Consider the following 13,111-nt stretch of genomic DNA (forward strand, 5'->3'; position numbering starts at 1 on the left):
CCCGATGAACGACGAAGAGTTCAGAGAACAACTGTCCGGCGCCGTGCGCCACCTCGCCGAGGGCGGGCCCCCGCAGGACCGCGACGCCGCCATCGGCCGGATCGAGGCCCTGCTGCGGGACGAGGCGCCGTCGGCGGAGTCCGCCGTCATGGCCGAGGCCCTGCTCGGGATCCTGTTGTACCAACGGGTGATCGGCCTGCCGGCCGGTGCCGGGCACTCCCTGGCGTCGGTCTTCGCCTCGCCTCCCGTGCCGCGCGACCTGTCCGATCCGGCCGTGCGCGCCGAACTGGACCGCGCGGCGGCCCTGCTGCGCGGGACACAAGGGAACCCGTCGGTGCCGGCCGAGCTACAGGCCTTCGCCGGGCTGATCACGGCATCCGCCGCCGCGTTGAAGGCCGAGACCCTGCCGGAGCTCGACCAGGAGATCGTCTCCATGGGCGGGCTGCTGGAGCAGGTGCTCGCCGGGATGCCACCCGGCCCCGGGCACGCCGAGTTGCAGGGCATCGCCCTCTGGTGCCGCGCGTCCGCCGCGATCGCCGCCGGTGAGCCCGCGGGCCCCGTCGTGTCCGCCGCCGAAGCCCTGGCCGACAGCCTCGGCGAGACCCACCTGCTCGGGCCGATGCTCCTGGCCGAACTCGGCGCCGACCTCGCCAGGCGGGCGGAGGAGTCCGGTGACGGCGAGGACCTCGAACTGGCGGGACGGCTGTTGTCGCGCGGGTGGCACGGCATCGCGCCGCACCGGGACCATCCGCTCTGGTCGCTGGCCCTGCGCAGAAACGCCGGCGCCAGTGTCGTGGAGGCCGTTCTCAGCGGGGAGAGCGGTGCGCGCGACGAAGCGCAGCGGCTCGCGGGGCTGGTCGCGCGAGAAGGCGGCGACGAGCCGGGTTCACAGTTCTTCGCCGGTCTGTCCTCGCTGCTCCTGTCTTATCTTCATGGTGAGGAGGACAGGTTCGGCGACGCCGTGAGGGACATCGCGACTGCCGCGGGCCACATGCACCCCGAACACGAGATGTGGCCTGTCACCATGGCCATGCTCGGCGCGACCCTCAGCGAGGAATGGATGCGCAACGACGGACTGGAGGGTGCCGCCGCTGGTGAGGCGTACCTGCGGATGGCCCGTCGGCGCCTGGAGGACGTGGCACGGATGACCCCCTCGGCCTCGCGCGACCTGCTCACGGTCCGCGGCATGTCCGCTCTGCTGGGTATCAAGCAGAAGTGGGATGACGGGGAGTTCGACGGGGTCGACCAGCACATCGACGCCTTGAAGGAGGCGGTCGCCGGATTGCCTCGGGGTCACGTGATGCGCCGGTCGCTGGTGGCCGGTCTCGCCGCGACCAAGATCGGAAGAGGAGCGCGTCGCGCTGACGTCACGGAGATCGCGGAAGGCGCTCGGATGATGATGACCTTGGCGGACGGTCCGCCGCCGCGCGCGGTCGCCGAGGCGGGCATGAAGGGTCTGGCCGGGATGGGGACGATCCTGCTCGCGATGATCGAGGCGGAGGGAGGACGTCCCACGGACGAGCGGATCACCGGCGGCCTGCACCTGCTGGAGCAGGCGCAGGACCTGGCCGGTGCGGCCCCGGGTGAGGCAGTGATCACGCGTTCCAGCCGCGCCGGCGTGCTCCTGGCACTGCATCGGCAGACCGGTGACGACGACCACCTCGATGAGGCGATACGGGTTCTCAAGGAAGGCTGCGCGCTCCTGGCGAAGGACCGGTTCAACCCGGTTGCCGGAAGAATGTTGCGCGATCTGGCCACGGCCCTTGAGCGGCGCGCTGGACCGGGTGAGCGCGAGGAGGCCGTAGCCGCAGGTCTCGCCGCACTGGAACGCATGGAGGAGGACGTGCTCCTGCAGACCGACGTCGCCTACGGGCTGACGGCCGTGCGGGACGCCGCGGCGTACTCGGCGACGGTGGCGTCGTCGGCGCTGGACCTCGGCGACTGCGAGGCGGCACTGGCGGCCCTGGAGCGCGGGAGAGGCCTGGTGCTCAGCGCCGCGACCGCTTCTCTGAGCGTTCCCGACCTGCTGCGCTCCGGCGGTGAGGAGAGGCTGGCCGAGCAATGGGAGCTCACCGGCGGCGGGAGACGGACCGTGCGGTGGGACACGCTGCCGGACCAGTGGAACGCGCTGCGCGACCGGTCCTACGGCGACCTGGTGAGCACGGTCGTCGGCACGCAGATGGCCGCGCCGCTGCCGAGCGATCTGCGGCATCGTGTACTGAGCGCGCTCGCCGAGGCCGGACGGAGCGTGCTGCCCCCGCCGTCCTCCGGTGTGCTCGCCGAGGCCCTGCGGCGGGTCGGCATGGACGCGCTCGTCTATCTGCTGCCCGGCCGCGTCCGTGCCGTCGGCCGCGTGCTCGTCCTGCGCGCCGACGGCACGTTCACCCAGGTCGAACCGCTGGACATGAGGTTCCCCGTCTCCGCCGGGCTCGAGGAGGTCTGCGACTGGGCCGGGATCGCGGTGATGGAACCCCTCGTCCGCGCGGCCAGGGAGTGGGCCCCTGGCAGGGAACCACGGCTCACGCTCGTGCCGATGATGGCCCTCAGGCGCGTCCACTGGCACGCCGCCAGGTACGGAGGCCGCCACGCCTGCGAGGACGCCGTCATCTCTTACATCGCCTCCGGACGGCAACTCGCCGATCTCGCGGGCCGGCCGTCCCGGCCGTTGACGGCGAACGTGGCGATGGTCGCCGACCCCACGCGGGACCTGCCGTACGCCGGCCTCGAAGTGGACGCGCTGCGCGCCGCCTTCTACCCGTTCGGCAGGGTCTACGGGCCGCAGGGGGAGAGCGGGACCGGCCGGCCGGCCGAAGTGCTCGGCTGCCTGCCGACGGGTGACAGGCTCGGCGCGTCCTTGCTCCATCTGGCCTGTCACGCGAGTTCCGCCGCGACTCCCGAGGCCTCTTACCTCAAGCTGGCCGCCGATCCGGACCCGGACACCTCGCGATCGCTCACGGCCGCCCGGATCCTGCGCCAGGCGAGCGGCCGTCCCGCCGGCGCGCCGGGTGGGCTGGTGGTCCTGTCGGCGTGCCGCACCGACCTCACGCCGTCCGCGCACGACGAGGCGCTGACGCTCGCCACCGCCTTCCTCGTGGCCGGCGCGGCGACCGTCGTCGGCAGCCGGTGGGCCGTGCCGGACGACCGCACCGCCGGCCTGATGTTCATGTTCCACCACTACCTGGCCGACGCGTCACCCGCCGACGCGCTGCGCCGCGCGCAGATGTGGATGCTCGATCCGGCCCGGGTGTGTCCGCCGGCCATGCCGGAACGTCTGCGCACGGCACTCACCGCGCCGGGGGTCGATCTCACCGACATGCGGTGCTGGGCGGCGTTCACGCATCAGGGACGCTGACGCCGGTTCTACACGCGGCCGGCGCCGATGCGGATGAGCCACTGGTCGCAGTTCTTGCAGGCCTTGCGGGCCTGCCAGGTGCCCTTCTCCCAGGCGTAGGTCTCGGCGTGGAAGAAGAGTTTGCCTCGGGGGATGTCGGACAGGCGGCGGACGGCGGGGGTGGCGAGCAGGTACTTGTTCATGGCGTCGACCTCGGCGCAGGCGTTCACGTCCCAGTCCTCGCGCTGGGCCGTCCGGGAGAGGAGTTCCGCCATGAGAGCGTGCTGCTGCGCGGCGCGGACGTAGCCGCCGCTGTTGCCGGTGAACGTGCGGCCGGCGGCGGTCTCGGACAGGCCGGCGACCACGGTGCCGATCTTGTTTCCTACGCCGCTGTAGCCGTTGCGCAAGTCGACGGCGACGCTGGTGGCACTCTGGATGATCCTGTTGACGGCGGCCTGGGCCGCCGCCTCCTGCGCCTTCCTGACCTCCTCGGTGTTGGTGTCGATGAAGAACCGGAAGCCGCCACCCCAGTCGTTCTTCTCCAGCCAGCCCACGAAGGCGGCCCGCGCGTCCGCCTCCGCGACGTTCTTGACGCCGATGGCGGTCTCCAGGGTGATGAGCCGGCCGTGCACCGCCTCGGCGTACGGCTTGACGTCGTCCTGGATCGTGAGCGGCTTCAGGTACCGCGCGAGGTCGGTGCGCGCCTTGAAGGCCCAGTCCTTGAGACCGGTGAGAGGTACCAGCTCGTCGAATTCGCTGTAGGGGGTGGTCGCCTGCTCGGCCATCGTGTCCTCGTCCATTTGTCGTTTTCCGGTGCTGGCAAGCCTGCCTCGCGCCGATTGACGGCCGATTGGAGAACAATGGCCATCCGATCGGCTTCCCACCCCAGGTGGAGACGGCTTTTCCGATACCGCGCGGCGGCCGGTCCGTAACCGGTTATCGGTCAGGTGACAGCGGCGGAACGACCCATTTTCGGTTGTTTAGGATTTAGCGATAGATTGCGGCGTCATGACCATTCCGCGGGAGCCTGATCGGCTCGTGCTGTTCACCGACGCCGTAGTGGCGATCGCGCTCACGCTTCTGGTGCTGCCTCTGGTCGAGGTGGTGCCGGAAGGGGTGGGACGGCCGGCGTACGACGTGGTGGCCGAGCACTGGCCGCAGGTGTTCAGTTTCGTGCTGAGTTTCGTGGTGATCGCGCAGCTCTGGCTGAACCACCACCACCTGTTCCGCCATGTGCGGGCCTACACGCGCGGGCTGATGCGGTGGAACCTCGGGTGGCTGTTCGCGATCGTGGTGCTGCCGTTCCCCACCGCGATGACCTCGGTGTACCGAGGGGACCGCTTCACCGCCGGCTTCTACATCGCGACGATCCTCGCCGCGAGCCTCTGCCAGACGGCCATGATCCTGATCCTGCACCGCACGCCGGACGCGGTGGTCGCCGAGGACCCGGTGCCGGTGAGGATCGTCAGGGCCGCGTTCCTCGCGACGTCGCTGCTGGTCGTGGCGTTCGTGCTGGCGGTGACGATCCCCGGTCTCGGCTACTACGCCTTGCTCGTGCTGCCGCTGACCGGGCCGCTGAACCGGCTGTGGTCGCGGCTGCGCCGGTGAATGAGGACGCGTCGAGCCCCGGGTCGTGTCACGGGGAGGGGACGGGGGTGGTGGGCGATACTGGGATTGAACCAGTGGCCTCTACCGTGTCAAGGTAGCGCTCTCCCACTGAGCTAATCGCCCCGGTGTGTCGGGATCAGAGCGGACGACGGGATTCGAACCCGCGACCCTCACCTTGGCAAGGTGATGCTCTACCAGCTGAGCCACGTCCGCGTGCGCATCGATGACGAGCGCGATGCCCTTCGATGCGAGTCCTACTTTACCGGATCGGACGAGGTGTGGCCCGCCGTCCGGCGATGGATCGAACTCTAGCGGGTTCTCGGGGTCGGTGTGGCGATGGTTGCCCGGCGGAATCTTGGGTAGCGCGGGCAGGAAGCTTGGTGTGGGGTCGACGTTTGAGATCATGAGCGAGGTGAGGGTGAGTTCGGACGTTATCCTGCCCGGATTCGGGCAGGAATCTTGGCGTGGTCGTGTGTTCCTGCGTAGAGTCCTGGCCTGTGTCCACGACACGGCAGTCCTATGACGACCTGATCGCGCATCTCACCCGGACGACTTCGCTCGGGCCGGGGGAGGCGGCGCGAGTCGTGGCGGAGGTCGTGGCGTACTTCTCGGAGTCGACCGAGGAGTACGTGCGGCGCCGTCACGGCGAGATGAAGGCCCGAGGGCTCACCAACGAGCGGATCTTTCCCGGCATCGCCGCGGAACTGTCCACCCGCCGGGTCGCGGCACCGGAGCTGTCGCTGCGGCAACTGCGCCGCATCGTCTACGGGTAGCGCCAAGGAGTCGGAAACATGTGTGGAATCGTGGCGTACGTCGGTCCGAAGGACGCGGCGCCGATCCTGCTGGAGGGGTTGCAGCGCCTGGAGTACCGCGGTTACGACTCCGCAGGTCTCGTGGTGAGCAACAAGGGGCTCAAGGTCCGCAAGGTCAAGGGCCGCGTCGCCGACCTCGCGGCGGCCGTACCCGCCAGGTTCAAGGGCGGGACCGGCATCGGTCACACCCGCTGGGCCACCCACGGCGTGCCGAACGACGTGAACGCGCACCCCCATCTGGACAACGCCGAGCGCATCGCGGTCGTGCACAACGGGATCATCGAGAACGCCGACGAGCTGCGCGCCAAGCTGGTGGCCGACGGCGCGGTCTTCGTCTCCGAGACCGACACCGAGGTGCTGGCCCACCTGTTCGCGCGCACCGTGCAGGACGCCGACTCGCTGGAGGAGGCGGTGCGCCGCGCGCTGAAGAGCATCGTCGGCACGTACGGCATCGCGGTGCTCGACGCGCAGCGGCCCGGTGAGATCGTGGTGGCGCGCAACGGCAGCCCCATCGTGCTCGGCATCGGCGAGAAGGAGATGTTCTGCGCCTCCGACGTCGCCGCGCTGGTCCGCTACACCCGCCAGGTGGTGCACCTGGAGGACGGCGAGCTGGCCGTGCTCAAGGCCGACGGGTTCCACACGTTCACCATGGACGCGCGCGCCACGTCCAAGGAGCCGCTGACCGTCGACTGGGACGCCGGCCACTACGACACCGGCGGTTTCGAGCACTACCTGCTCAAGGAGATCTCCGACCAGCCCGAGTCGGTGGCGCGCACGCTGCGCGGCCGGCTGGACGACCGCTTCAACATCGCGCACCTCGGCGGCCTCAACCTCGACGCCAGGGAGACCCGCGCGTTCCGCCGCGTGAAGATCATCGGCTGTGGGTCGGCGTACTACGCCGGTCAGATCGGCGCGCAGCTCATCGAGGAGCTGGCCCGCATCCCCGCCGACGCCGAGCCCGCGTCGGAGTTCCGCTACCGCAGCCCGGTCGTCGAGCACGACACGCTGTACGTCGCGGTCAGCCAGTCCGGCGAGACCTACGACACCCTCGCCGCGGTGCAGGAGCTGAAGCGCAAGGGAGGCCGGGTGCTCGGCGTCGTCAACGCGGTCGGCAGCGCCATCGCGCGCGAGGTCGACGGCGGCGTCTACCTGCACGCCGGTCCCGAGGTGTCGGTGGCCTCCACCAAGGCGTTCACCTCGACGGCCGTGGCGTTCGCGCTGATGGCGCTGCACTTCGGCCGCATCCACGACCTGTCCCCGGCCGACGGCCGCCGCATCGTGCAGGGCCTGCGCAAGCTGCCGGACCAGATCCAGGAGATCGTCAAACAGGGGGACGCCATCGAGGCGCTGGCCCGCAAGTACGCCACCAGCCCCGGCATGATGTTCGTCGGCCGCGTGCGCGGCTACCCCGTGGCGAGGGAAGGCGCGCAGAAGCTCAAGGAGATCTCCTACGTGCACGCCGAGGCGTACCCGGCGAGCGAGCTGAAGCACGGCCCGCTGGCGCTGATCGGCCCGGAGATGCCGACGGTCGCGGTGGTCCCCGACGACGAGCTGCTGGACAAGAACCTCACCACGCTCGGCGAGATCCGCGCCAGAGGCGGCAAGGTGCTCATGGTCGGCCACCGCGTGCCGGACGGCGGCCTCGCCGAGGACGTCATCGTCGTGCCGAAGAACGAGGTCGAGCTGGACCCGATCCTGCTCGGCATCCCGCTGCAACTGCTGGCCTACCACGCCGCGGTGGCCCTGGAGCGCGACGTGGACAAGCCGCGCAACCTGGCCAAGAGCGTCACCGTGGAGTGATCCGCGCGGGCCACCGGAGGCGTCTGACGTCACAAATCGGACGTACCTCTGGTGGCCCCCCGGTGCGGGGACCGTACAGTCGTCAGGTGAGCAACCTGGAACAGCAGCCACGTGAGACCACGTGGAGCGGCGGGACCGAGGCCCTTGAGGGTCCCGTGCGCGAGCCGCTGACCGGCAGGGACGTCGTGCTCGGCGGCCCGAGAGGCATGAGGGTCACCCGCACGCTGCCGGACCGCGACCGCAGGATGGTCGGCGCGTGGTGCTTCGTCGACCACTACGGCCCCGAGCGGGCCCTCATGCGGGTGCCGCCGCACCCGCACACCGGCCTGCAGACGGTGAGCTGGCTGCTGCGCGGCGAGGTGCTGCACCGCGACAGCCTCGGCAGCGAGCAGGTCATCACCCCCGGCCGGCTGAACCTGATGACCGCCGGCCGCGCGATCTCCCACTCGGAGGAGTCCACCGGCGACGGCGTGCTGCACGGGGTGCAGCTGTGGGTGGCGCTGCCGGACGCGCACCGGCACACCGCGCCGGCGTTCGACCACCACCCCGATCTGCCGGTGGCGACCCGGCCGGGGGTCGAGGCGACCGTCGTCATGGGGGAGTTCGACGGCCTGGTCTCACCGGCGCGCACCTACACGCCGCTGGTGGCGGCCGAGCTGACGTTCGAGGACGGCGCGCAGGTGGTCTTCCCGGTGCGGCCGGACTTCGAGTACGCCGTGCTGGCCCTGTCCGGCGGCGTCGAGGCCGACGGGGTGACGCTCGACCCCGGCCCGTTGCTGTACCTCGGCACCGGCCGTACCGAGCTGGCCTTCCACGCGCCGACGCCGGCGCGGGTCCTGCTCATCGGCGGCGAGCCGTTCGAGGAGGAGCTGGTCATGTGGTGGAACTTCGTGGGCCGCAGCCACGAGGAGATCGAGCGGTTCCGCAAGGAGTGGTCGCAGGGCCAGGAGTTCGGCACCGTCGAGGGCTTCGACGGCGACCCCCTCCCGGCCCCCGTCCTCCCCGCCACCCGCCTGCGGCCCCGGGGCCGCAGGCGCTGACACCACCCCGTTCTTCCGTCACGCGCCTGCGGCCTCCGGGGCCGCCGCCGCTCACACCACCTCCCGTCCTCTCCGCCGCTGACACCACCTCCCGTCCTCTCCGCCATGCCTGGGGCCCTCGCCGCCGTCCCAGCTCCGTCACTCCGCGCGGCCGGGTGGTCGCCGTGTGGGGTGGGGTCATATTGGGCATTTAGCCTGATATCGGGGGAAAGGACGTGATCTATGCGTCGGCGGCAGTTCCTCGCGCTCGGCGCCGGTCTCGTCCCACTGGTCGCCGGCTGCGGAACCGTCCCCGGTCCCCGGGAACGCGCGCTCGCCGCCTCCACCATCGCGCTCGTGGTCCCCGGCCCGCAGGGGTGCGGCGCGGACCGTGCGGCCCGGTGCCTCGGTGGTCTGGCACGGCGTGAGGGCCTGGTGCGCGGTGTCCAGGTGGCCGACCGGCCGGGGAGCGCGGCGCTGACCGAGTTCACCGGGACACGTACCGGGACGCGGCGCCTGCTGGTGGTGGAACTGGAGACCGTGGCGCTGGCGCGTGCGGGACGGCAGGCGCAGGCGTTCGCCGGGACCACCCCGCTGGCCCGGCTGTGCGGCGAGTGGGAGCTGATCGCGGTGCCGGCGGCGTCCGGCCTCGGGTCGTTCGGCGCGTTCGCCGACGCCATGCGGCGCGACCCGTCCTCGATGTCGGTCGCCGGCCGCGCCGAGGGAGGCGTGGACCACATCATGTTCGGCATGCTCGCGCAGAGCCTCGGCGTCGATCCGCGCCTGCCGCGCTACGTGGCCTGCCGGAGCTGCGACGACGCGGCAGGCGCGACGTCAGGCGGACTGGCGGACGCCGTGCTCGGCAGTCCGGCCGGACTGCGTCACCGGGTACGCGCGGGGGAGTTGCGCGTGCTCGCCGTGTCGGCCCCCGACCGGGTTCCGGGCCTGGACGCGCCGACCCTGCTGGAGTGCGACACCCACCTGTACTGCGCCGACTGGCGGGCCCTGCTCGGCCCCGGCGACCTGCCGCCGGACGACAGGGACGCGCTCGTCGCCATGTGCAGGTCGGTCACCGCGACGGCGTCCTGGCGCGAGCACTGCCGCCGCAACGGCTGGACCTCGCTCTACCTGGACGGCGACGACTTCGGCCAGTGGCTGCGCGTCGAGTCGGCACGTCTCGGCCGGACCCTGGGGGATCTCGGGCTGCGCGCCTGACTGTGTCAGGTGTTGTGCGCCTTCGTGGTAGTTGTGATGCTTCTCTGGTAGTCGACCACTCCCTGAGTGCTTCTTGGCCTCGCGGAGCGGTTAGGGTCCGTCCGGACCGGTTCCCGGAACACGGGACGACGGACACGACGAAGGAGCACGGCCGATGTCCTCGGCAGTGAAATGGATGGTGCTGGTCGTCGCCGTACTGGCGGCGCTGGTGACGGTGGAGCTGCTCAGGCGGCTGCTCAGATCCCGCAGGGTGAACGGCAGGTTCTCCCTGGCGGGCCCCGTGGTCGAGCGCTGCACCTGGCCCGGGTTCGCCACCGCGGGCCTGGTGGCCTTCGAGATCGTGTACGCACCCGGCATGTCCGGCCGGGTCCTCACGGCGGCGGTCGAGCAGACCACGGCCGTGCTGCTGATCGTCAGCTCCGCCTGGCTGATCATCCAGGCCGCGTACGCGGTCACCGACGTGGTGCTCGACCGGCTGCACTCCGTCGAAGGCGACCGCAACCGCAGGGCCCGCCGCATCCGCACCCAGATCACCCTTGTCCGCCGGGTCGCCGCCGCCGTCATCATCCTCATCTCCCTCGGCGCGATCATGTTCACCTTCCCCGCCGTGCGCGCGCTCGGCGCCGGCCTCATCGCCTCGGCCGGCGTCGCCGGTGTCGTCGCCGGCATCGCGGCGCAGTCGACGCTGAGCAACCTGATCGCCGGGCTGCAACTGGTGTTCAGCGACGCCATCAGGCTGGACGACGTGGTCGTGGTGGACGACGAGTGGGGGAGGATCGAGGAACTCACCCTGACGTACGTGGTGCTGCGGCTGTGGGACGAGCGGCGGCTGATCCTGCCGGTGTCCTACTTCACCAGCACCCCGTTCGAGAACTGGACAAGGCACGGCAGCCGCGTCATCGGCCACGTGACGTTCAGCGTGGACTGGTCGGTGCCGGTGGCCGAACTGCGCGCCGAGCTGTACCGCGCGCTGCGCGAGCACCCCCTGTGGGACCAGAAGGACTGGACGCTGCAGGTCACCGGCGTGCAGCCGAGCGGCCTTGTGGAGCTGCGCGCGCTCATGAGCGCCTCGGACGCGCCGAGTGTGTGGGACCTCAAGTGCGACATGCGCGAGCACATGATCGACTACGTCCGCCGCAACCACCCCGAGGCCCTGCCACGCCTGCGGGTGGAGAACGTCCAGGAATTCCCCCGGGTCGCCGGTGTCCGCGGCGTGCGCGCCACCGTGGCCTCCCACGACGGCCGGTCCGGGCCCGACGGCGACGACGGCTGACCGCCGGGGTCACCGGGAATTACCGACGACCTCGACCGGGGGGAACGCGGGAACGCGGGAACACGGGGAACTCGGGGGAACTCGGGGAACACGGGGACACGGCCCGGTCGCGGGCCGCTCAGGAGGCCGGGGGACGCAGCACGCGGGTGGCGCCGGCGATCAGCGCGGTGGCGAGGATCCAGCCGGAGGTGATGAGCAGGTTGGCCACCCACTGCGTCCACCCCACCGGCTCCCACGCGCCGCGCAGCTCGAACACGCTCACCGGCACGAGCAGGTCCAGGGTGTAGGGGAACGCGTGGAAGATCCGCCGTTCGTCCAGCCCCACCTGCGACGGCGGGTAGGCGGTGAAGACGGCCGTCCCGGCGGCGAGCAGCAGCGCGACCCACGCGCCTGCCAGCCACGGCCGGTAGCCGTACCCGACCGCGACGTCCAGCAGGTACCCCGCGACCTTGCTCGGCAGCCCGAGAGTGGCCCGCCTGGCCCGCTGCTTGGCGAGCAGCACCCGCCGCGCGTCCTGGTCGTGACCGATCCGCCGGTACCACGAGGCGAGCTGCTCGTACGGCTGCGGCCGGTAGCCGTCGGGATCGCGGCTCACCCAGTCCATCCGGTCGCGAAGCCGCGTACCCCCGCGCAGCGACTCGAAGGCGAAACCGTTGAGGCGCACGTGACCGGGGTAGGCGCCGGGCTGGTCCAGCAGCACCCCGATCCTGGAGTACCCGAGGTTCACCTCTCCCTCGATCCTCGCCGGCCGCAGGATCAGCTCGTCCACCTGCATGTGGCTGAGGTGCAGGCACCGGCCCGGCGCCGACAGCACGGCGTCGTGGAACGACAGCACCCCCGTCACCCTGGCGCCGCGCAACCGGACCGTCCCGTCGGCGGTGAACCCCTGGCTGAACTCGACGCTGGTGGCCTCCAGGTGGTCGGCGTAGACGGCGTGGTTCCCGGTTCCCCTGATCACCGCTCGCTGCAGGTACAGGCCGCTGTTGAACCGCGCGCCGATCAGCCGCAGGCCACCCTCGGTGCGCAGGTCCCGGCAGAACGCGCCGCCTTCCACGGTGAGCCCTCCGGCCCACAGGGACCAGTGGTGCTGGTCCCAGCCCCGCTCGGCCCGCTCGGTCTCGCTGTACATGCGCCGCAGGTCGGCCTTGAAGCTCTCGCTGGAGGAGGCGTCGTTCTCCGGCGCGTACAGGTGGGAGTTGGCGAGGCGGAACTGGCCGGTGATGCGCGCGTTGTCCAGCCGCACCCCGGCGTGCACGGTGCAGGAGTCCAGCTCGAACAGGCCGTCCACGGTGCAGCGCGCCGCACGGATGCGGTGGATGTCGCAGCCGCGCAGCCGGATGCCCTTGGCGGTGGCGTCCATCAGCGCGATCGAGTCGGTGACACGGCAGTTCAGCAGGTGGAGCTTGGCGGTGAGGGTGGCGTCGGACAGGTTCAGCACCCCGGTGATCCGCGCTCCCGCCAGCCGCAGCCCCGCCACCCGGCCGCCTTCGCCGGGCCGCGCTCCGAGCAGGAGCGCGGTCAGCACCTCGGCGCGCACCGTGCGCTCGCGTCCCCACATGCCGCCGTGCACGGGATCGTCAAGCTCGGAGTCGCCGGTACGCAGGTCGACCCAGGCGCCGGTGGGGAAGGCCTCCCACACGCGGCGCTCGGCCGGGGTCAGCCGCCAGAACGGTCGTGATCTTCCCACACGGCGACTTTAACCCGTCATGCCACAGCTTTTACTCGGGATCGATCCGCATCGCGCGTTCCTCGGCCGACAGGTCGTCGTCGTCCCGGCCGATCGAGGAGGCGTACTCCTCGGAGTCGACGTCCGGGTGGGCCCCCTCGTCCGGCGCGACCAGCCGCATGTTCTCCCGCACGGCGCGCTCGGGACGGTCGGGGACCTCCTGCCGGACGCGGCGCGAGATGCTGCCGGCCTCCTCGGGGTCCTCGGTCTCGAAGTGGTGGCCGAGGCGCACGTCGCCGGTGAACTCCTCGATCTCGCTCAGCTGCTCGTCGTCGCCCATGTCGTACGGGCCGCGCTGATATTCGCTCATGTTGCTCGCCTACCCAG

Annotated in this window: 10 protein-coding genes and 2 tRNA genes; 7 read left to right on the top strand and 5 right to left on the bottom strand. The window is 71.2% G+C overall.

The genetic code is table 11. The features are described from left to right. Window positions 1–4 precede the first annotated feature (4 nt). Window positions 5–3,352: a CHAT domain-containing protein gene (locus BJ992_RS12910; protein ID WP_184980729.1), complete on the top strand. Its 3,348-nt coding sequence runs from the start codon at window positions 5–7 to the stop codon at window positions 3,350–3,352. Between the two features lie 8 nt (window positions 3,353–3,360). On the opposite strand, the gene BJ992_RS12915 is transcribed toward BJ992_RS12910, so the two are convergent. After that, complete coding sequence (locus tag BJ992_RS12915; protein WP_184980731.1) at window positions 3,361–4,131, bottom strand: hypothetical protein; 771 nt, start codon at window positions 4,129–4,131, stop codon at window positions 3,361–3,363. Window positions 4,132–4,339: 208 nt separating this feature from the next. Here BJ992_RS12915 and BJ992_RS12920 point away from each other — a divergent pair, with 208 nt between their 5' ends. Beyond that, window positions 4,340–4,939: a TMEM175 family protein gene (locus tag BJ992_RS12920; RefSeq protein WP_184980733.1), complete on the top strand. Its 600-nt coding sequence runs from the start codon at window positions 4,340–4,342 to the stop codon at window positions 4,937–4,939. A 48-nt stretch (window positions 4,940–4,987) separates the two neighbouring features. On the opposite strand, the gene BJ992_RS12925 is transcribed toward BJ992_RS12920, so the two are convergent. Then, window positions 4,988–5,062, bottom strand: a tRNA-Val gene (locus BJ992_RS12925). Between the two features lie 17 nt (window positions 5,063–5,079). Further along, window positions 5,080–5,152: transfer RNA gene (locus BJ992_RS12930), tRNA-Gly, on the bottom strand. A 284-nt stretch (window positions 5,153–5,436) separates the two neighbouring features. On the opposite strand from BJ992_RS12930, the gene BJ992_RS12935 reads away from it, so the two are divergent. The 5 genes from BJ992_RS12935 (at window position 5,437) to BJ992_RS12955 (ending at window position 11,058) form a co-directional block, all read left to right on the top strand. Further along, window positions 5,437–5,712, top strand: a complete 276-nt coding sequence (locus BJ992_RS12935) for a hypothetical protein (protein ID WP_184980735.1) — start codon at window positions 5,437–5,439, stop codon at window positions 5,710–5,712. A gap of 18 nt (window positions 5,713–5,730) precedes the next feature. Then, complete coding sequence (gene glmS / locus BJ992_RS12940; protein WP_184980737.1) at window positions 5,731–7,551, top strand: glutamine--fructose-6-phosphate transaminase (isomerizing); 1,821 nt, start codon at window positions 5,731–5,733, stop codon at window positions 7,549–7,551. Window positions 7,552–7,637: 86 nt separating this feature from the next. Continuing rightward, on the top strand, window positions 7,638–8,591 hold the full coding sequence (locus BJ992_RS12945) for a pirin family protein (protein WP_343072634.1): 954 nt from the start codon (window positions 7,638–7,640) through the stop codon (window positions 8,589–8,591). Window positions 8,592–8,813: 222 nt separating this feature from the next. Next, complete coding sequence (locus BJ992_RS12950) at window positions 8,814–9,785, top strand: Bug family tripartite tricarboxylate transporter substrate binding protein (RefSeq protein ID WP_184980739.1); 972 nt, start codon at window positions 8,814–8,816, stop codon at window positions 9,783–9,785. Window positions 9,786–9,939: 154 nt separating this feature from the next. After that, window positions 9,940–11,058 (top strand): mechanosensitive ion channel family protein, encoded by a 1,119-nt coding sequence (locus BJ992_RS12955; RefSeq protein ID WP_184980741.1) that lies wholly within the window; start codon window positions 9,940–9,942, stop codon window positions 11,056–11,058. Window positions 11,059–11,176: 118 nt separating this feature from the next. On the opposite strand, the gene BJ992_RS12960 is transcribed toward BJ992_RS12955, so the two are convergent. After that, entirely contained in the window at window positions 11,177–12,745 is a 1,569-nt protein-coding gene (locus BJ992_RS12960; RefSeq protein ID WP_184980743.1) for a hypothetical protein, read from the bottom strand. Window positions 12,746–12,776: 31 nt separating this feature from the next. Beyond that, window positions 12,777–13,094 (bottom strand): DUF5709 domain-containing protein, encoded by a 318-nt coding sequence (locus tag BJ992_RS12965; RefSeq protein WP_246496621.1) that lies wholly within the window; start codon window positions 13,092–13,094, stop codon window positions 12,777–12,779. Window positions 13,095–13,111: the final 17 nt, after the last annotated feature.

It is taken from the genome of Sphaerisporangium rubeum, assembly GCF_014207705.1.
GTDB classification, from domain to species: Bacteria; Actinomycetota; Actinomycetes; order Streptosporangiales; family Streptosporangiaceae; genus Sphaerisporangium; species Sphaerisporangium rubeum.